Here is a 20596-nt window from a genome sequence, read left to right as displayed (position 1 = left end):
GAATGTCTTTAAAAATTACTGAGACTGAGAAGGTGTACCAATGACCACACTTTCACTTTTCTCGACATAGCCTTCATAGGTCGGAGACATGATTGTGGCAACGACAGCAAAAACCAAAGCAAGTGGAATTAGGACAATATAAATCCAGCCTAAAACGCGTTCCCAACCAGGAGTAGGGCGCTGTGGGCCATAATCATTATTGCCTTCTGTACCTTTTGCCGCAAAGAGATAGATCATAAAAATGAGGTTTACGGCAGGGATCAGCATCAGTAATGATAGCCATCCTGTATTATTGCGGTCGTGCAAGCGGCGGATGGTAAATACAAAGCTTACATAGAGGCAAACAATATAGAGAATGGCGATAACAATCATGCCTGCCGTAGAAAGACCGGTTAGTTCCTGACTAGATGTAAACCCAAAAGTAAAAGCGATGATGACAACGGCGATACCGATGAGGAATGAAAATAAGAATGTCCAAGCAGCATAAGAGAGTCGCCCAAAACGACCACTAGCTTTAAAGGGGGAATCTTGTTGAAGTGGCTGATTTTCAAAAGGTGAATTCATTTTGTTTTCCTGATCATTTGGTTTTATTTAGAAGTATAAATATTCAATATTTTGTTGAATAAAACATCATTCTATAAATGATTAGTTATTATTGTAAATAAAAAAAAGATCAGGCCATCTCGACCTGATCTTTTTCAGTTTTAAATCAGATTAAATATTCCATTCCACAAAGTTTTTAAGTAACTGCAAACCAGCAGTATGACTTTTCTCTGGGTGGAATTGAGTCGCGAATAAATTATCTTTGTGGATGGCTGTGCAGAAGTTCACACCATACTCACAAGTCGCAGCCACAACGCTTTCATCTTTTGGTTCGACATAGTAACTATGTACAAAGTAGAAGCGAGCATCTTGTTCGATGTTGTTCCACATTGGATGGTTTGAGTCCATTTGGTGAACTTGGTTCCAGCCCATGTGCGGTACTTTTAAACCTTCCATTTGAGGGAAATGTTTTACTACGCCATCAAAAATACCTAATGCATCTACACCGCCATTTTCTTCAGAACTTTGTAGCAATGCTTGCATACCTACGCAAATCGCAAGAACAGGTTTATTAAAAGCAGCTTTACGTACGACTTCATCAATACCTGCTTCACGCATACCCTGCATACAGTCACGCATTGCACCAACACCTGGAAAAACAATTTTGTCGGCTTGTGCAATTAACTTTGGATCATTGGTCACATCGACTGTAGCGCCCACGTGCTCAAGTGCTTTAGCCGCTGAGTGTAGATTGCCCATGCCATAATCAAGTAACGCGATACGTGTCATTAGAGGCTACCTTTTGTCGATGCAATCGTATTTTCTGCACGTGGATCAACTTCACATGCCATACGTAAAGCACGAGCAAGTGCTTTGAACACACTTTCAATTTGATGGTGGCTATTTTTACCTTTCAAATTATCGATGTGTAAGGTCATAAGCGCATGGTTTACGAAGCCTTGGAAAAACTCAGAAAATAAATCGACATCAAATGTACCGATGCGCGCACGAGTAAATGGAATATCCATGAATAAACCCGGACGACCAGATAAATCGACAACAACGCGAGATAAAGCTTCGTCTAATGGTGCATAAAAATGACCATAGCGTTTTAAACCTTTTTTATCGCCTAAAGCTTGTGCAAAAGCTTGTCCAAGCGTGATACCACAGTCTTCTACGGTGTGGTGATCATCAATCTCGAGGTCTCCGTCACAATGAATATCGATATCAAATAAGCCATGTCGCTTGATTTGATCAATCATATGGTCTAAAAATGGAACTCCAGTGTTTAGTGTGCCTTGACCAGTACCGTCGAGATTTAAACGAACTCGAATTTTGGTTTCATTGGTATTTCTAACCACTTCACTGATACGTTGCGTCATGGACACGTTCCTCAAAAAACGTCAAAAATGATTGGATGTTAACGACAATTTCGCTGTGACGAATTCGTGACAGCATCATAGTTTGCTCAGGAGGGTTAATCAATGCCTATTACCGTACATGCTTATAGTTCTCTAGATAATTCAGAGATCCGCGATCAGCTTGAGCGACTGTATGATACAAGTCCGGAGTTTGGTGACGGGCACGATGCGATTGAACAACTTGAACAAGATTTACAACAGTATACCACGCTATACACTGCCGAATTTAACACCAAAATTATAGGTGCAATTTGGTCTTCAGGACAAGGCGAAAGCAAGGTCCTTGAATATATTGTTGTGCACCCTGCTAACCGTGGTCGTGGGGTAGCTGAGCGCTTAGTTGAAGAAGCTTGCCGCATAGAAGAGTCAAAAGGTGTTAAAACTTTTGAGCCAGGCTGTGGCGCGATTCATCGCTGTTTGGCTCACATTGGTAAACTACATCACTAAAAATTTCTATTATTTTGTAGTTGTGATTTAAAAATAATCACTTGTTACAAAAAACGCGGAAGTTGCTTGACGTCTTCTTGTAAATATTGTTTAATACGCCCACTTCGGCGTGATAGCTCAGTAGGTAGAGCAACGGATTGAAAATCCGTGTGTCCCCAGTTCGATCCTGGGTCTCGCCACCATATTCAAGAAAGCCCCATTCATAATGTATGGGGCTTTTTTCATGCCTGTTTATTTAATAACAAGATTAAGACTTTACCTGTGTATAAATCTCATTTTATCCACAAGCAAAGAGGGTTATCCCCAATATCGCCTTAAGTTTTTAAAAATGGCTCAACTGAAACGTGGTTCTAATCATGAGAACTATCACGAATAAGTCGTTTTCCTAAACACACGGCTTCTACCTCGTCATAGCCAAGTTGTTCGTAAAAATTCAATACATTCAAATTGTCTTTACGGACTAATAATTGAAGCTTTGGGCAACCCCGAGCGATGAGGCGCTTCTCAAGCTGCTGAACGAGCGCTGTAGCGATTCCTAAGCGTTGTTGGTGGGGGTGAACAGCCAAATAGTTGATCCAGCCTCTATGACCGTCGTAGCCGCCCATAAGCGTACCAATCAGTTGCTCATCTTTAATAGCAACTAAAAACAAATCATCCTGTTGTGAGACTTTCCTGAAAATATCGGTTTCCGGATTATTCCAAGGGCGGGTCAGTCCACAGCTTTCCCATAAAATAACGACATCATCCAGATCTGCATTTGTAAATTGACGAATAATAAACATATGGATTTCTACTTTTTGTTTTGATGTGCTCAAAAGATAAAATAAAAATTCGGGCTTGAGCAGTTTTTTATTAATAATTTAAACAAATAAAAAAGCACCCCCGAAGGAGTGCTTGGATTCAACCAGTGATTTAAGCTGATTTTGCAACTGGTGCTGCTTGAAGCATTTGACCTGTTTCTTCGAAGTTTGCATGCCAAGACAATGCTTCACGAAGTAAGTGAGGGGTATGTCCACCTTTAGCACATGCACGGTCAAAGTAGTCATTTAATGCATCACGATAAAGTGGGTGTACACAGTTATCGATAATTGCACGAGCGCGTTCACGAGGCGCTAAACCGCGTAAGTCAGCTAAACCTTGCTCTGTCACTAAAATATCAACGTCGTGTTCACTGTGATCAACGTGGCTCACCATTGGCACGATAGAAGAGATATCGCCGCCTTTAGCAATTGATTTGGTTACAAAGATCGCCAAGTGGGCGTTACGAGCGAAGTCACCTGAACCACCAATACCGTTCATCATTTTAGTGCCGCACACGTGAGTTGAGTTCACGTTACCGTAAATATCAAACTCAAGCGCAGTGTTAATGCCGATAATCCCTAAACGACGAACTAATTCAGGATGGTTAGAAATTTCTTGTGGACGAAGCACTAATTTGTCTTTGTAAGCTTCGATATTGCCAAAAACTTTTTCGCCACATTTTGCAGAAAGTGTAATTGAGCTACCAGAAGCAAATTTCATTTTGCCTGCATCAATGAGTTCAAAAGTACAGTCTTGTAGTACTTCTGAGTACATGATGAGGTCTTCAAAATCAGAATCTTTTAAACCTGTTAGTACAGCGTTGGCAATAGAACCAATTCCTGCTTGTAATGGACCAAGGTTTTTCGGTAAACGACCTTCTGCAACTTCTTTATTAAAGAAAGCAATTAAGTGGTTTGCAATGCCTTGAGTCTCATCATCTGGAGGAGTTACTGTTGACGGTGAGTCATGTGTATCGTTAAATACAATACCTACAATTTTTGCAGGATCAATTTGGATTGCTGTTGTACCAATACGCTCATCCACTTTTGTCAATGGAATTGGAGTACGTGTTGGACGATAAGTCGGAATATAGATGTCGTGTAAACCTTCAAAGCTTTCGCTTAAAGAGGTGTTGATTTCAACAATAACTTTTTCGGCAAAAATTGCGAAACTTGCAGAGTTACCAACCGAAGTTGTTGGAATAATACCGCCATCTTCAGTAATCGCAATTGCTTCAATCACCGCAACGTCTGGACGTTTAAGCTGCTGGTTACGCATTTGTTCAACAGTTTCTGACAAGTGTTGGTCAATAAACATAACTTCGCCGTTGTTAATCGCACGACGTAAAGTGTTGTCTACCTGAAATGGCATACGACGAGATAAAACACCTGCTTCCGTGAGTTGTTTGTCTAAGTCATTACCTAAGCTAGCACCCGTAATTAACGTGATTTTTAACGGATTTTTCTTTGCATGCTCTACAAGTGCTTGTGGAACAGCTTTAGCTTCACCGGCGCGAGTAAAACCACTCATACCAACAGTCATTCCATTTTCGATGAATTGCGCAGCTTGTTCAGCACTGATGACCTTGTCATGAAGAGAAGCTAGGCGAATACGACTTAAAGACATTGGACATCCTCAATATTGTCAAAACATACGGGATTTTAGCTATGAAAAATTGAAAAGTGCATAGGTGTTAGGCTAAGGTCTAATTTTGTAAATAAATGATGGTATAAATTATATTTATGGTCTTTATTTAATTGATTTTTATTGCTTTTATTTGTAATTAAAACAAGGCTTTTAATTGTTGATTGATCAAATTAAAAGCGCTCACTTAAAGTTTGTTTTATTTTTTCCAAAGGATTCGTCGTAGTATTTTCTTCGGTAGTCGGTTTTGGGATTGGTAAAGAAATAATAACCTCTAAACCACCTTGTTCACGATTATGAATTTGAATCTCACCATGATGAATATCAACAATACGTTTAACGATAGCCAGCCCAAGACCACTACCTTGAATGGTTCTTGCTGAGTCTCCGCGAACAAAAGGTTGCATTAACTCTTCAATTTGATCTGCAGGAATGCCTTCGCCATGATCAGCAACGGTAATTAAAATACATTCATTTTCAACTTTTGCACTGAGCTCTATCGGTTCAGCACCATAGCGTTTTGCATTATTAATCAAGTTGGCAATCAATCTTTTTAAAGAAAGGCTACGTGCCGGAATAATAGGTACATCCTGCATCTCGAATTGAATATCGAGAGGTTTAAATTGCACAACAAGTTCTTGCAAAAGCATGTTGATATTGGTGTCTTTCAACTCCTCATCTGATCCATCGCGCATGTACGAAATGAACTGATTAAGAATTGCATCCATGTCATCTACATCGTAGACCAAGCCTTCACGTAAAAACTCATCAGGCAGCATCTCTGCTGTTAAACGTATGCGTGTAAGTGGAGTGCGTAAATCATGTGAAATACCTGCCAACATAATACGTCGCTCACGCTCAGTCTGATCGAGTGTGTAGACCATACGATTAAAGGCTTGGTTTACTTGACGAATTTCTAGTGGACCGTGGTTGGTATCAAGGTACGGCGCTGTTCCGGATTTACTGTATTCATTGGCAGCATTCTGCAAACGACGCAGAGGGCGGTTCATCTGTCGAACCAAAATTAAAATAATGATAGCCGACAGTAATGGAACACCCACGACCCAACCCACTAAAAGTTCAGGACTGTAGTTGGCATAGGTTTTTAAAGGCTCTCGAACCCAGTTTCCATGCATTTCAGGTGTTTGAATCCAAATGCGTGGGCTCGGTTTAAACTGGAAATAAACGGTAACGTCTTTAGTCCCGATCTCATTTGCCAGCTTTTTTTCGACGTGATTGGTAAAAAACTCGGCAATGACCTTTTCTCGGACACTTGGATATTCTTTGGGGTTGGTAACGTATTCAATACCGACTCGATTACGCAACCACGCATCAATATCTACTTCATTTTCACGATGAAAAATTCGTATATCAGGATTATTGACGAGCTCAAGCTCGACCGCAAGATAACGGGCGTGCTGTTGAATTTCAGGTAAATAAAGAGTGCGCCAAAAGAACCATAACGACATAAATAAGCTAAAGAACACCACCAGCAGTACCAGAATAGTGGTACGCATGGCAGCAGAACGTGGCTTTATTTTATCGAGAAAACGTTCCCATCGAGTCCGTTTACGCTCTGAATAGGTCACGTAATCGGTAAAGTTCTGTGGGGCGATTGGTTCTAAACTCACTCTATCTTATCTCAAGCTTATTCAGCACCATCTGGAACGAACACATAGCCGACACCCCATACAGTTTGGATGTAACGTGCACGTGCAGGGTTATCTTCAATTAAACGACGTAAACGAGAAACTTGAACGTCAATTGAACGTTCCATTGCACCCCATTCACGGCCACGCGCTAAGTTCATCAATTTATCGCGTGTTAATGGTTCACGTGGATGTTGTACCAATGCTTTTAATACGGCAAATTCGCCAGTTGTTAAGGTAACGATTTGTCCTTCGCGTGTCAGTGTGCGGGTAGACAAGTCTAAAGACCATGGGCCAAAGCTAACCACTTCAACTTGTTGGCTTGGTGCACCCGGAACTTCACGAACTTGGCGACGTAATACTGCACGGATACGTGCTAAAAGCTCATTTGGGTTAAATGGTTTTGGCAAGTAGTCATCTGCACCAGCTTCAAGACCGGCAATACGGTCTGAATCGCTACCACGTGCTGTTAACATGATGATTGGCGTATCAATATTTGATTGGCGTAAACGACGACAAATACTTAAACCATCTTCAACCGGTAACATAAAGTCGAGTACGATAAGTGAAAATAACTCACGTTGTAATAAACGGTCCATTTGAGAAGCATCGTGGGCAGTTTTTACAACAAAGCCTTTATCTTCCAAAAAACGTTGCAATAGGGTACGTAAACGCACATCGTCATCGACCACTAAAATACGTTCGACACGATCCGTTTCGTTGTGTACGGTTTCAGGATGTTCAGCAGGTACAACTAAACTCATGATGTACTCCCTTTTAAAGTCATAATTTATATATTATTGGGTCGGATAGGCTTATTGCCAACAAGCCCTCAGTATAATGCCGATGTTCTTGTTTAGACTATGTATCAATTTGCTCAAAATTACAATTTTCAAGGTGGTTTGAAACCAAAAAACAACATCTTAAGCCCATAATTTAGCAAAGACCGACCTAAAACAACAAATAGTTAAATTTTCAATAAATTTATAATAACTCAATAGTAATAACTAATTGTTTCAAATCAGTTATTTGAAATAAATATAATAGACTTTTGATTGCTGAATAAGATAAAAAAACTGAGTAGATAAGAAATTAGAAGAATAAAGTAGTGCTCAACCTCAAATTTTTATCTTCTGGGCTATGTATCAATATGATCATTTTCTCATAAATTATATTAATTTTTTGTCATGTTCATGACATAAGTCGTACGTTTATATTTTATAAAGATTAAAAGGTAGGGTTCAGTCTTAACTTTTTCATACTTAAACCACTGTTTTTACGTGCTCTAGTAGTCGTAAAAAGTATAAATATTCAGAGTCAATACAAAAAAACGTTTTGAATACGCAAACAAGTGTGGATTTTATGGGCTTGGTCTTTATAATCAGTGCTTTTAAACTTTATCCTTGTGGGATCAAACACGATGACTGACTTAGTTCAGCAGTTGGCAAGTGAGCTTGCCGTACGTCCAAACCAAGTAGAAGCTGCCATCCGCTTAATTGACGAAGGTGCCAGTGTTCCATTCATTGCCCGTTACCGTAAAGAAGTAACACAAGGTTTAGATGATACGCAGTTACGCCAATTAGATACTCGTTTAGCGTATTTACGTGATTTATATGAGCGCCGTGAAAAGGTCATTCAGTCATTGCAAGAACAGAATAAATTGAATGATGACTTGTTGGCGCGGGTGAATGCAGCCGAAACAAAAAATGCTTTAGAAGAAATTTATGCACCGTATCGTCCTAAGCGTACAAGTAAGTCTTTTAAAGCAAAAGAAGCAGGTTTAGGACCGATTGCTGAAAAAATTATTGCAGAACAAGTTGACCCGACAGAAGCATTGGCTGGTTTTAGTCATGAAGACTATCCAGATGTTGAAAGTCAGTTAGATGCGATCCAGCATATTCTGATTGATGACTGGGCACAAAATATTGCGCTTACTACAGAATTAAAAGCAACTTTTGCAAAAACTGCGGTTTTAAAAAGTACTGTTGCTTCTGAAGAAAAGAAAGAAGTCGGTAAAAAATTCCGTGATTACTTTGAATTTTCTGAAGGTTTAAACAAATTACCTTCACACCGTCTATTGGCGATGTTACGTGGTCGTCAAGAAAATGTATTAGGTTTAAAAGTTGATGGTGAAGATGATGCACCATTAGCGCGTATTGAAACTGAATACAACCTTGAGCAAATTCAACCTCAAGCACGTCAAGATTTTTTAAAACAAACTGCAAAATTATTCTGGTTGGGTAAAGTTCGTCCTCAAATCGAGCATTCATTGCTAACAGAGAAACGACTTACTGCCGAAGCAGAAGCAATGCAGGTATTTGCTGAAAATCTTCGTCATTTATTATTATCAGCGCCAGCAGGTGGTCGTACTACTTTAGGTGTTGACCCTGGTATTCGTACTGGTGTGAAACTTGCGGTAGTAAGCGATGCAGGTGATGTACTTGCTCATAGCACGATCTATCCATTCGCGCCTAAAGAAGATAAAGAAGGCTCTATTGCTGAACTTGCACGTCTATGCCGTGAATATAATGTAGAGCTTATTGCTATTGGTAATGGTACTGCTAGCCGTGAAACAGAAGCTGTAGTGGCTGAAATGATGGCTGCAAACACCGACCTCAAATTAACACGTGTGACTGTAAGTGAAGCGGGTGCATCTGTTTACTCTGCAAGTGAACTTGCTGCGGCAGAACTTCCAGAGCTTGATGTTTCAATTCGTGGTGCAGTGTCGATTGCTCGCCGTTTACAAGATCCACTTGCTGAACTTGTTAAGATTGATCCGAAATCAATTGGTGTAGGTCAATATCAACACGATGTAAACCAAACTGGTTTGGCTAAAACGCTTGACGCTGTAGTCGAAGACTGTGTGAATGCTGTTGGTGTTGATGTAAATACGGCGTCACCAGCAATCTTGGCTTACATTGCGGGTTTAAACAAAGCGATTGCTCAGCAAATTGTTGAATACCGTAAAGAGCATGGTCGTTTTGATAACCGTCAAGCTTTAAAAAGTGTACCACGTTTAGGCGAGCGTACTTTTGAACAAGCGGCTGGTTTCTTACGTATCCAAAATGGTTCTGAACCTTTAGATGCTTCTGCTGTTCACCCTGAGAGTTATGGTCTTGTTGAGAAAATTGTTGCAGCAAAAGCGACAACTGTGAAAGACATCATTGGTAATACCGAAATCATTCGCCAAGTAAAAGCTGATGAATTTGTTGATGACAAATTTGGTTTGCCAACAGTACAAGATGTATTAGCTGAACTTGAAAAACCGGGTCGTGACCCGCGTCCAGAGTTCCGTACTGCTAAATTCCGCGAAGATATTACTGAAGTGGGCCAATTAACTGAAGGTATGCAACTTGAGGGTGTGATCACTAATGTCACAAACTTTGGTGCTTTCGTTGATATTGGTGTACATCAAGATGGTTTAGTTCATATTTCTGAGTTAGCGAATGAGTTCGTTTCTGATCCGCATAAAGTTGTAAAACCAGGTCAGATCGTACAAGTGCGTGTTATGCAGGTTGATGTTGAACGTAACCGCGTGAACTTAAGTATGCGTGCTGAAGGTTCTGCACCTGTAAAAGCGCAGCGCCCAACACGCCGTGAACAAAATACAGAACAGCGTTTTGAGCGTAAGCCTCAAGGTAAACGTCCTCAACCGCGTAAAGATCAAGCTGAACGTCCTCAGCGTAGCAAGCAAGACAAGCCACAAGAACAAAAGATTGGTGGTTTAGGTGCATTGTTATTACAAGCAGGAATTAAAGGTTCTAAATAAGAATTTTTAGTTTAAAAAAGGCCTCCAATTGGAGGCCTTTTTATGGGTTAAATATTATGTTTTAAATAATTATATAAAAGCAAAATAAGAAAAAAACAGTTGTAAAGATGAGGTGAATCTTAAGATCAACAAATCGTTGTTAAATACACAATTAAATACACAACGTTATAGCATAACTAAACTTTAATGATATTCAGTTGTTAGACATCATCAACCCAGCCTTGAAGCATTTACTCACTTTCAGGCTGTAATAGTACAACTTTGCTTATTTCTTTATATTATAAATGGTTGTTTTATGTCGGTTTTAAACCTGAAAAATAGATTTCATTTAAAAGACCTCTTGTCCGGAGTTGTCGTATTCCTCGTGGCATTACCGCTGTGTTTGGGTATTGCTTTAGCCTCAGGTGCTCCCATCATCTCTGGTATTATTGCAGGTATTGTGGGCGGCATTATTGTGGGTTTACTAAGTGGTTCTCACATTAGCGTTGCAGGCCCAGCGGCAGGGCTGACTGCTGTCATCCTTGTACAGTTAGAACAATTAGGCGGCAATTATGCCGCCTTTTTATTATGTATTATTTTTGCCGGTGTTCTACAAATTCTATTTGGATTATTTAAGTTAGGTTTTTTTGCGAACTTTATTCCAAATAATGTCATTTTAGGGTTATTAGCTGCTATTGGCGTGATCCTGATTGCCACGCAATTGCCTTATCTGTTCGGACTTTCTGATTTTTCATGGAAACAAGTTTGGACTTCAACACCTGATGCATTCCTTCAACGTTTTGATGGAGGCGCAGCGCTTATTGGCTTACTCAGTTTATTTTTAATTTTAGCGTGGGATAGCAGTCCACTTAAAAAACTAGCTTTACCTTCTGCTTTGATTGCGGTTGTACTAGCAGCAGTTTTAAATTTTATTTTGGTGAGTATGGGTTCTGCATGGGCAGTGCAAATTGATAACCTCATTCAATTGCCGAATATATTAAAAGCTCCCGAAGAAGTATTAATTTTCCCTGATTTTAGCTATTTAGCTGAGCCTATGATTTACACAGGGGCAATTACTCTGGCTGTCGTTGCATCTTTAGAAACGTTATTGAATTTAGAGGCAGCAGATAAAATCGATCCTCAAAAACGTTCTTCTCCGCCGAACCGTGAACTTTGGGCACAAGGCACAGGGAATATCGTTTCGGGCTTAATAGGTGGTATGCCCGTCACTTCCGTGATTGTGCGAAGTTCGGTGAATGCGAATACAGGTGCGCGTAGTAAATGCTCTACCATTATTCATGGGATATTGTTGCTGTTGGCGGTTTTGTTCTTTGTGCCATTGATGAACATGATTCCTTTGTCTGCATTGGCCGCGATCCTTATTGTCACAGGCTTTAAGCTTACTCATCCAAAACTATTTAAACAGCTTTATCAAAAAGGTTGGAAACAGTTTTTACCTTTTATTATTACCTTAGTTGCAATTTTGCTGACCGATCTTTTAATGGGAATTTTAATTGGTCTGTTCACCAGTAGTGCTTTTATTCTTTATGGCAATTTTAATAAAGGTATTCGTGTTTATAGAGAGAAGCGTTTGCATGGCGTAGTGACTCGTATTGAGCTTCCTTCTCAAGTCACCTTTCTTAATCGTTCTGCGCTTATTTCGGCATTAGAACACGTACATAAACATCAACAACTCATTATTGATGCAACTCAATGTGATTCGATCGATCCTGATATCTATCAAGTTATTCAAGATTATCAAAGTGAAACGGCTATTAAACGCCAAGTAAATCTTAAACTGGTCGGGTTTAAGCAGCACTATCAAGATGTTGATGATGCGGTACTTGATATTGATATTAGTACACATGATTTGCAACAAAAGCTGAGTCCACAACAGGTCGTTAACCTACTTAAAGAAGGGAACGAACGTTTTGTAAAAAATGAACGTCTACAACGAGATATTTACCGACAAATTCGTGTGACTGCAGATGAAGGGCAACATCCGATTGCAGCAGTCCTTGGGTGTATGGACTCACGTGCCCCTACCGAAATGATTTTTGATGTGGGTATTGGTGATCTGTTTAGCTTACGAATTGCAGGTAATATTGCTGGGCAAAAAGTATTGGGTTCACTTGAGTTTGCATGTCAGGCCAAAGGTTCTAAAGTCATCGTTGTTTTAGGACATACCGATTGCGGTGCGGTAACAAGTGCATGTCAATTGCGTTTAGAGCAAAAGCAAGTGTCTGATGTGAAGGAAATGCCACACATTCAATATGTGCTTGGACCATTAATGCATTCGGTTGATAGCGTATATGACATTATGCAACCACGTGAATTAGGTAATGCTTTTATTAGCCAAGTGACAGCAATGAACGTTCATTACAATATCCAGTACATTATTAATAACAGCAGTGTGCTTAAAGATATGGTTGATCGAGGTGAGATCGTAGTTGTGGGTGCAATTTATGATGTAAAAACAGGGCACGTTCAGTTTCTTGATTGATCAGTCCTTTAGTTAAAAAAAGCGCCTTAGTTAAGGCGCTTTTTATTCGTTATGCGTTTAACTCAAAATTACCAGTGTTCACCAGGGAAAATACGTGCATAAGCTTTTTGTGCCCAGTTTAATTTCTCAGTTTTTTGTCCCTTCGCTGCATCTGAACTTGGGAATAAACGGAAACCAATCGACATAAACATATTATTGATGCCTGGCGCTACAGAATAAGTCATTGAAGCTAAGCGACCTAAGTTGGTTGCCATACGTTTTGGACGTTTTACAATTGCATAAGCAATTAAGTCAGCAGCCTGCTCAGGTGAAAGGGTTGGAACATATTTATAAATTTTAGTTGGTGCAATCATTGGGGTACGAACCAATGGCATATAAATTGAAGTAATTGCGATTTTGTGTGCATGAACTTCGGCAGATAGACAGCGGCTAAATGCATCAAGAGCTGCTTTAGATGCGACATATGCAGAGAAGCGAGTAGCGTTTGCTAAAACACCAATCGAGCTAATATTAATGATTTGTCCGTCTTTGCGCTGAATCATATGCGGCAAGATATTGAGAACTAGGCGAACCGCGCCAAAATAATTTAATTGCATCGTGCGTTCAAAGTCATGAAAACGATCATAAGACTCATGTACAGCACGGCGAATAGAGCGACCTGCGTTATTAATTAAAATATCAATGTGATCCACAGTTGCTAAAATTTCTTTAGAAACTTGGTCAATCATTTCCATATCGTTGAGATCACATGGGAAAATTGATGCCTTACCACCACGTTTTTCGATATCTGCTTTTACTTCTTCTAAAGTTTCTTGAGTACGGGCAACCAGTAAAACATGGGCTCCAGCATCAGCAAGTTTGTTTGAAATCGTTAATCCGATTCCACTCGAGGCGCCTGTCACTAAAATGACTTTATCTTGTACCTTTTCCTGGAACAGAGCTTCTAATTTTTTATTCACAGCATTTTACCTAAGTAGGGGCAGGGACTATTTATTCCGGTATGTAATTTTTATTTTTTACAACCGTAGATTCATCCAGATGAACTCATAAATATTGTCTTTATCTTAATAGATGTTTAAAAATTGTCTAGCCTGTAAATATATGAAATTTAACAATTTATTTAGAGTAAAAACTCTAAAATAGTATCTTAATCCATTAATTATTTTAGTTATAAAATGAACAAGAAAATGAAAAAAGCCTCTATTTCCAGAGGCTTGATAAATAGTTTAAAAGTTATACAGCTGAAAGTGCTTGTTCTAAATCGGCAATTAAGTCATCAATATGCTCAATTCCAATGGAAAGACGAACCATATCTTCACTTACGCCAGCAGATTTAAGCTCTTGTTCATTGAGCTGACGGTGAGTCGTAGTTGCAGGGTGGCAAGCCAAACTTTTCGCATCACCAATGTTTACAAGACGAGTAAATAGCTGAAGTGCATCAATGAATCGAGTACCTCCTTCACGCCCATCTTGTACACCGAAAGATAAAATTGCAGAAGGTTTACCTTTTACATATTTTTGAGCAAGCTGGTGCTGCGGATGATCTTTTAAACCTGCGTAATTCACCCATTTTACTCTTGGATGGGTCTGTAAATACTCTGCAATTTTTTGCGCATTTTCAGTATGACGCTCCATGCGGAGATTTAGAGTTTCGAGGCCTTGTAAAATCAAGAAGACACTGAGCGGGCTAATTGCCGCGCCTGTATTACGCAATGGTACAACGCGAGCTCGTGCTATATAGGCAGCCTCGCCTAATGCCTCAACATAATTAACGCCGTGATAACTTGGGTCTGGCGTGTTCAAAACTTTAAAACGCTCTGGATATTTACCCCAAGGGAATTTACCGCTATCGATAATCGCGCCACCAATGCTATTACCGTGTCCACCAATATATTTCGTAAGCGAATGGATAACGATATCGGCGCCATATTGAAATGGTTTTAATAAGGCAGGGGTAGCAACAGTATTATCAACGATGACAGGTACGCCATATTCATGTGCAATTTTTGAAATTGCTTCTAAATCGATAATATTTCCGAGTGGGTTCCCAATTGACTCAACAAAAACAAGTTTAGTTTTATCATCAATTAAGTTACGTAAGCTTTCCGGCTGTTGATAATCAAAAAAGCGAACTTCAATGCCTTGTTTTGGTAAGGTGTGGGCAAATAAATTATAAGTTCCGCCATATAGAGTTGAGACGGAGGCAATGTTGTCTCCCGCTTCTGAAATCGTTTGGACAGCATAGGTAATCGCTGCCATTCCAGAAGCCAAGGCTAAAGCACCAATTCCGCCTTCGAGAGCAGCAAGGCGTTGCTCAAGCACAGCAGTGGTCGGGTTCATAATGCGAGTATAAATATTGCCCTGAACTTTTAAATCGAAAAGGTCGGCACCGTGCTGTGTATTATCAAATGCATACGAAGTTGTTTGATAAATAGGGACCGCAACGGCTTTTGTTGTCGCTTCGGGTGAATAGCCAGCATGAATTGCTAAGGTTTCATCTTTATAAGTCATGATTACTTCATCTTCGTGAGTTAAATATTGAGCGAGTCTAGCTTAAAAGTTAAATAGAAAATTGCAGAAATTCTGGTTTGTTTTCTAATTTTAGGAATATAGATAGAAAAATATACGCTGAAACGTTGTATAAATCTTATCCATAAACATTTTGCAACTTATTGAAAAAGAAAATTGTTTGATAAATCCGTACGATGGAAATCATAACTTCAAGTCATCGAGGTTTTCAGCGTATAATACGCGCGATTATTTATCGCTTATGCGATGTATTGGTTTTTCAATTGAGGAGTCCTGCGTGGCCCAATATATTTATACGATGAACCGAGTGTCTAAGATGGTTCCGCCAAAGCGCGAAATCTTAAAAGACATCTCTTTATCATTTTTCCCGGGTGCCAAAATTGGTGTACTCGGTTTGAACGGTGCAGGTAAATCTACCTTGCTTCGTATTATGGCTGGCGTAGATAAAGATTTCTCTGGTGAAGCTCGTGCACAACCTGGAATTAAAATCGGCTATTTAGAGCAAGAGCCACCTCTTGATCCGACTAAAGACGTTCGTGGTAACGTTGAAGATGGCGTGCGTGAAGCTTTAGATGCATTAGAGCGCCTTGATCAGGTTTTTGCAGAATATGCAGATCCGGATGCAGATTTTGATGCACTTGCAAAAGAGCAGGAAAAATTAGAATCAATTATCCATGCTTGGGATGCACATAACTTAAATAACCAGCTTGAAATCGCGGCAGATGCCTTGAACCTTCCAGCTTGGGATGCAGACGTAACTAAGCTTTCAGGTGGTGAACGCCGTCGTGTAGCACTTTGCCGTTTATTGCTTTCGAAGCCAGACATGTTGCTTCTTGACGAACCAACGAACCATTTAGATGCAGAATCTGTTTCTTGGTTAGAGCGCTTCTTGAAAGATTTCCCTGGCACAATCGTTGCGATTACGCATGACCGTTATTTCTTGGATAACGTTGCCGAGTGGATCTTGGAGCTTGACCGTGGGCATGGTATTCCTTACCAAGGTAACTATTCTTCTTGGTTAGAGCAAAAAAATGCTCGTTTAGAACAAGAGCAGAAACAAGAAGAATCTTTTGCTAAGGCATTGAAAAAAGAACTTGAATGGGTTCGTTCAAATGCGAAAGGTCAGCAAAAGAAAAACAAAGCGCGTATGGAGCGTTTTGAAGAGCTTAACTCTAAAGAATTCCAGCAACGTAATGAAACGTCTGAAATCTACATTCCACCTGGCCCTCGTTTGGGTAATAAAGTTGTGGAAGTGGAAGGTATCAGCAAATCATTTGACGGCCGTGTATTGTACGAAAACTTATCGTTTACTGTACCTCCAACAGCAATTGTAGGTATCGTTGGTCCAAACGGTGCGGGTAAAACAACATTATTCCGTATGATGACTGGCGAACAGCAACCTGATACAGGTACTGTGACTTTAGGTGAGTCAGTTAAAGTGGCTTACGTAGGGCAGATTCGCGACACTCTAGACAATAACAAAACTGTTTGGGAAGAAGTGTCTGGTGGTTTAGATATCTTGAAAGTGGGCGATTATGAAATTGCTTCACGTGCTTATATCGGCCGCTTTAACTTTAAAGGCCAAGACCAGCAAAAACGCGTAGGCGAATTGTCTGGTGGTGAGCGTAACCGTTTACAACTTGCGAAAATTTTACAGCAAGGTGCAAACGTTATCTTACTGGATGAGCCATCAAACGACTTGGATATTGAAACTTTACGTGCGCTTGAGGATGCAATTCTTGTATTCCCAGGTACGGTAATGGTGGTATCGCATGACCGTTGGTTCCTTGACCGTATCGCGACACACATCTTGTCATTCGAAAATGAACAGCCAGAATTCTACACAGGTAACTATGCAGAATATGAAGCATACCGTCAGTCACGTTTAGGTGAAGACGCTGTTCAAAAACGTACTAAATACAAAAAAATTAGCGGATAATCTCTGTTAATTTAAAAAACCAGCCTAAGGGCTGGTTTTTTATTTTAAGAAAATGCGAGCTTGCTAAACGCTTCTTGTAAGCAGCGTTCAGCATCGGGATGTCCCTGACTTGCTGCTTTTTGTAGCCATTTTTCAGCTTCACGATAATTTTTATCTAATCCAAATTGACCATTTATATAACCGATACCAAGCTTAAAAGAAGCGTCAGAGCTACCACGTAAAGCTGCTCGTAGGTAGCACCACATAGCATTTCGGTCGTTAGGAGTTACATCTAACCAGTTTTGCATACGTTCATGGTCTTGCTCGGCCAGTTCCTCAAAGCGTAAACCCTGTTCAATTTCATCAACTGCTTGTGAATGCATATCAGAAGGTAAGTTTTCAAAAGCAAACAAGTGATTAAGCCTATACTTGATTGATTTCATATTCATGATAGTCTCCCTTGTTCCTCAATTTAATTGAATTGACTCACACTTTTAAGCTAGTCCCTTATATTGAAATATTATGTTTTTTTTTGTAAATGTGATATAGCGCATTTGGATGAAAAATAATGAAGTTTTGGCTTACATAAAAGTTACACGTGTTTTTACGCTAAGTGAAACTACTATGAGAATAGTGGCATTCTTAAGGGAAATTAGAGCTTTTAAAATTAAAAAATAGCTATTATTTAACGCAAAAGACTTTTGAGAAAATTTATAAATATCAAACAAAAGAAATTTCTTTAAACAAAACCAGCTTAAGAGCTAGTTAATTAGTTTTGCCTAGGGACTTCTATCTTGTAAAGTCACCTCGTAAGTCTGCCCAGATCAGAGAAGGGGCCACCGTGACCACATCAAATGCCATCGCTAACGGATAAAGTGCCATACGAGTTACACGTTTAAACGGATGTTTCTTTGTTATTTCATCTTTTTGGTGTAAGGCGATAGGATAAGGAATGGGAAGAGTTTGTTGAATTTTTTGTATGTCTGGAGCTTTATATATTTGTCCTTTAAAGCTAAGAAAAGCGTAAGGATATAAAACATCTTTTTGATTTTCTATCACAACAAAATGATTTTTAAATCCTAGGTTTTTTTAAATTTTCTTTTTGTTGTTCAGAAAGAGCGAATAGAGGAGTTTTATATAGGAATTGAAGTTCTCCATGAAAATGATTTGGGTCATCCATGGTCAGTACCAGTGGGGACGGATTGGTCAGACTTCGCTGATCTGCTGGGATTGCATGAAGAAGTTTTGATAGCTCAGCGCTTCCCTCGGTCATTAAGTAACTAAAATCTTGGCCTACAAAAATGATCCCTTGTTCTTGCTGGTTTTGAACAGCTTGTCCTAAAGCAATGATTTGATCTTTTGCTAAAAAGATTTTCTCGGTTCTTGTGGTTTCGTCAGGTAAGGCTTCTGAAAGTAATGTCGTGGCACAAGCACTCAAATTTAAACAGACGACAACAAGTAGAGTAGAAAATAGTTTATACATTGCAGGAACTCAAAACAGGAAATTAATTTTTCTAAAGAAAAAACTTTTTTAAAACAGCGATAAATTAACCAAAAATCATTTTGTAATTTTATTACATTGGTATCGCTTGCTATAGTGACTTTGTGCAATTTACTGTCATGGTGTACCGTTGCCACGTTCTACAGTTTTTATGTCCGTCTTGTTTAGTTTGCTTATATTCCAAAGCTTATGGAATGTTGCAGCGGCATTTTGCGTGCATAAAAATCAGGAAATGGCATTACAACATTTCGGTCATCATGCAGATTTAAATGTATATCAATCTTCAGACCATATGCAGACTGAACATGTGGGTATTGTAGAAAATTCTGATAATGCTCTATTAAGCTGGCAAGATCATCACGATCATTTACCTTCATGTTTTCATGTAGTGATGACTGAAAATGCACAACAAGCTCAAGAACCTTTTGTGCGTGTACATGAGCTTTCACAAATCTATTACTGGTCTAATTCTTATCAGTCTCCGTATCTTGGCTCTTTAAATCCCCCTCCTGTCTTAACCCTGCTATAGGTGGGGTAGCCGAAAAATAACCCACCAGAAATTTATTTATTTCAAAGGGTTATTTTATGCTTAATTATATGTGCAAACAAAGCGCAGCAATCTTCTATGTAGATTACTCGCTTAAACATTCACGTCTTTATGTTAATGACAAGGCGGGATATAAGGTTCTGTCAAATCTTTCGGGAAAACAAAAATATCATTTTAATGAGTCGGTTATCTCATCTCTGATGATTCACAGTGATGGAGGTTTATGGAAATGAATATTTTATTTTCCCCCCGTGTTAGAACTGTGAGCTCCCGAGTGATTGGGCTGATTTTAGCTATTATTCTTGCTTTAAGTTTTAGTAAATGGCATTTCCAAGCGGCATTTATAGAACATATTTTATGGTTCTTTGGATGGTTTTTTGTGGGCATCGGAGTAATGGGAAGAATATGGTGCAGTCTTTACATTTCCGGATTTAAGAATGCCAAGTTGGTGACAGACGGTCCCTATTCTTTATGTAGAAATCCACTCTATCTGTTTAGTTATCTGGGTGGAGTCGGGATCATGTTGATTACAGAGACGTTTATCTTTCCAATAGTATTCACGCTTTATTTTCTCTGTTACTACCATTTTGTTATACGCCAAGAAGAAGCATTCCTGAGTGAAAAATATGGAACTGCATATTCAGATTATATAAAGACAATTCCACGCTTTTTACCAAGTTTCAAAAATTTTAAAGAGCCTGAGTTCTATCAGGTTTCACCGAAGCATTTCCGTATTTTTTTGACGCAGGTGGTGTGGTTTATCTGGGTTGCGGCCTTAGTCCAACTTTTTGATGAGTTGCGACTGCACGGTGTTCTCCCTTCATTATTTAGTTGGTTCTAAAAATGAAATGAAAGTATATCCGCATGCTTCTTAGAGACTCAGAAGATTTGTCCTGAATTGATTAACTAAGGTATGCGAAAAATTAATTTTATTTCTGGGCTAAGTCCTTAAATAAATTATGAATATTTAGATCTGGTGATTATTATGTCTATTAAACTAAATACAAAATCGGTTTTGATGGTTTTACTTCTTTCAACAAGTTTGGCTCATGCTGATGGAGGGTTAATATTCCTCGAAAAGAATATTAAGTCTCAGCAAGAAACAAAAGCTAAAGCTGAAGAAAGTAAGAACCCTCATTTAACTTGTAAGCGTAAATAATTTCTTTTGTAGGAAACTAATTACTTAATAATTAGTTTCCTATGAGTAAAGATAGAGATTTTTAATGATTTATTCTTATCTTTACTCAGGCGAGATTAGAATCGTTTCTATACTGCTACTTATAGATGTAATTTTATTACATGCCCACTGCCTGCTATAGTGGCTTTGTTCAACTTCTTAGTTTAA

Annotated in this window: 19 protein-coding genes, 1 tRNA gene and 1 pseudogene; 9 read left to right on the top strand and 12 right to left on the bottom strand. The window is 39.2% G+C overall.

The window, feature by feature from the left end; translation table 11 throughout:
• Nucleotides 1-15 precede the first annotated feature (15 nt).
• From ACTJJG_RS03520 to hisB, 3 genes are all read right to left on the bottom strand, one after another.
• On the bottom strand, nt 16-564 hold the full coding sequence (locus ACTJJG_RS03520) for a DUF805 domain-containing protein (protein ID WP_372552794.1): 549 nt from the start codon (nt 562-564) through the stop codon (nt 16-18).
• Between the two features lie 150 nt (nt 565-714).
• Nucleotides 715-1332, bottom strand: a complete 618-nt coding sequence (gene hisH / locus ACTJJG_RS03515; protein WP_032057222.1) for an imidazole glycerol phosphate synthase subunit HisH — start codon at nt 1330-1332, stop codon at nt 715-717.
• On the bottom strand, nt 1332-1925 hold the full coding sequence (hisB, locus tag ACTJJG_RS03510) for an imidazoleglycerol-phosphate dehydratase HisB (protein WP_002116767.1): 594 nt from the start codon (nt 1923-1925) through the stop codon (nt 1332-1334). The genes hisH and hisB overlap by 1 nt, the downstream gene beginning before the upstream one ends.
• 102 nt (nt 1926-2027) lie before the next feature.
• On the opposite strand from hisB, the gene ACTJJG_RS03505 reads away from it, so the two are divergent.
• Together ACTJJG_RS03505 and ACTJJG_RS03500 are read left to right on the top strand one after the other, a co-directional pair.
• Entirely contained in the window at nt 2028-2411 is a 384-nt protein-coding gene (locus tag ACTJJG_RS03505; RefSeq protein ID WP_002116928.1) for a GNAT family N-acetyltransferase, read from the top strand.
• A gap of 106 nt (nt 2412-2517) precedes the next feature.
• Nucleotides 2518-2593 (top strand) — tRNA-Phe (locus ACTJJG_RS03500).
• Between the two features lie 168 nt (nt 2594-2761).
• On the opposite strand, the gene ACTJJG_RS03495 is transcribed toward ACTJJG_RS03500, so the two are convergent.
• The 5 genes from ACTJJG_RS03495 to ompR form a co-directional block, all read right to left on the bottom strand.
• Complete coding sequence (locus ACTJJG_RS03495) at nt 2762-3193, bottom strand: GNAT family acetyltransferase (protein ID WP_002116887.1); 432 nt, start codon at nt 3191-3193, stop codon at nt 2762-2764.
• A 130-nt stretch (nt 3194-3323) separates the two neighbouring features.
• On the bottom strand, nt 3324-4838 hold the full coding sequence (locus tag ACTJJG_RS03490) for an acetyl-CoA hydrolase/transferase family protein (RefSeq protein ID WP_002116671.1): 1515 nt from the start codon (nt 4836-4838) through the stop codon (nt 3324-3326).
• Nucleotides 4839-4873: 35 nt separating this feature from the next.
• Nucleotides 4874-4996, bottom strand: coding sequence for a hypothetical protein (locus tag ACTJJG_RS03485; RefSeq protein ID WP_080779819.1), 123 nt, complete (start codon nt 4994-4996; stop codon nt 4874-4876).
• A 33-nt stretch (nt 4997-5029) separates the two neighbouring features.
• Nucleotides 5030-6487, bottom strand: coding sequence for an ATP-binding protein (locus ACTJJG_RS03480; protein WP_032063594.1), 1458 nt, complete (start codon nt 6485-6487; stop codon nt 5030-5032).
• Nucleotides 6488-6504: 17 nt separating this feature from the next.
• Nucleotides 6505-7269, bottom strand: coding sequence for an osmolarity response regulator transcription factor OmpR (ompR, locus tag ACTJJG_RS03475; protein ID WP_000060753.1), 765 nt, complete (start codon nt 7267-7269; stop codon nt 6505-6507).
• A gap of 656 nt (nt 7270-7925) precedes the next feature.
• On the opposite strand from ompR, the gene ACTJJG_RS03470 reads away from it, so the two are divergent.
• The gene (locus ACTJJG_RS03470) at nt 7926-10274 is read left to right on the top strand and encodes a Tex family protein (RefSeq protein ID WP_017400519.1); all 2349 of its coding nucleotides are present in this window, start codon (nt 7926-7928) and stop codon (nt 10272-10274) included.
• Between the two features lie 295 nt (nt 10275-10569).
• Nucleotides 10570-12756, top strand: a complete 2187-nt coding sequence (locus ACTJJG_RS03465; protein WP_032057225.1) for a SulP family inorganic anion transporter — start codon at nt 10570-10572, stop codon at nt 12754-12756.
• 68 nt (nt 12757-12824) lie between these two features.
• Here ACTJJG_RS03465 and ACTJJG_RS03460 read toward each other — a convergent pair whose 3' ends face one another.
• Both ACTJJG_RS03460 and ACTJJG_RS03455 read right to left on the bottom strand, forming a co-directional pair.
• Nucleotides 12825-13715, bottom strand: coding sequence for an SDR family NAD(P)-dependent oxidoreductase (locus ACTJJG_RS03460; protein ID WP_002116932.1), 891 nt, complete (start codon nt 13713-13715; stop codon nt 12825-12827).
• Nucleotides 13716-13989: 274 nt separating this feature from the next.
• Nucleotides 13990-15267 (bottom strand): O-acetylhomoserine aminocarboxypropyltransferase/cysteine synthase family protein, encoded by a 1278-nt coding sequence (locus ACTJJG_RS03455; protein WP_069120223.1) that lies wholly within the window; start codon nt 15265-15267, stop codon nt 13990-13992.
• A gap of 295 nt (nt 15268-15562) precedes the next feature.
• Between ACTJJG_RS03455 and ettA the strand changes: the two genes are divergently transcribed.
• Complete coding sequence (gene ettA / locus ACTJJG_RS03450; protein ID WP_005067029.1) at nt 15563-17224, top strand: energy-dependent translational throttle protein EttA; 1662 nt, start codon at nt 15563-15565, stop codon at nt 17222-17224.
• Between the two features lie 44 nt (nt 17225-17268).
• On the opposite strand, the gene ACTJJG_RS03445 is transcribed toward ettA, so the two are convergent.
• Nucleotides 17269-17652 carry a tetratricopeptide repeat protein gene (locus ACTJJG_RS03445; protein WP_069120222.1) on the bottom strand — a complete coding sequence of 128 codons (384 nt, stop codon included), beginning with the start codon at nt 17650-17652 and terminating at the stop codon, nt 17269-17271.
• Between the two features lie 340 nt (nt 17653-17992).
• Nucleotides 17993-18686: pseudogene (locus ACTJJG_RS03440) on the bottom strand (hypothetical protein).
• A 148-nt stretch (nt 18687-18834) separates the two neighbouring features.
• Between ACTJJG_RS03440 and ACTJJG_RS03435 the strand changes: the two are divergent.
• From ACTJJG_RS03435 to ACTJJG_RS03420, 4 genes are all read left to right on the top strand, one after another.
• On the top strand, nt 18835-19233 hold the full coding sequence (locus ACTJJG_RS03435; RefSeq protein ID WP_002116970.1) for a cation efflux protein, CzcI-like: 399 nt from the start codon (nt 18835-18837) through the stop codon (nt 19231-19233).
• Nucleotides 19234-19289: 56 nt separating this feature from the next.
• On the top strand, nt 19290-19484 hold the full coding sequence (locus ACTJJG_RS03430) for a hypothetical protein (RefSeq protein ID WP_005067033.1): 195 nt from the start codon (nt 19290-19292) through the stop codon (nt 19482-19484).
• On the top strand, nt 19475-20092 hold the full coding sequence (locus ACTJJG_RS03425; protein ID WP_017400516.1) for a methyltransferase family protein: 618 nt from the start codon (nt 19475-19477) through the stop codon (nt 20090-20092). The genes ACTJJG_RS03430 and ACTJJG_RS03425 overlap by 10 nt, the downstream gene beginning before the upstream one ends.
• A 144-nt stretch (nt 20093-20236) precedes the next feature.
• Nucleotides 20237-20410, top strand: a complete 174-nt coding sequence (locus ACTJJG_RS03420) for a hypothetical protein (protein WP_005067037.1) — start codon at nt 20237-20239, stop codon at nt 20408-20410.
• Nucleotides 20411-20596 lie beyond the last annotated feature (186 nt).

The organism is Acinetobacter sp. 22512 (assembly GCF_052044755.1).
Lineage (GTDB): Bacteria > Pseudomonadota > Gammaproteobacteria > Pseudomonadales > Moraxellaceae > Acinetobacter > Acinetobacter pittii.
This window is presented reverse-complemented; position numbering and strand designations above follow the sequence as displayed.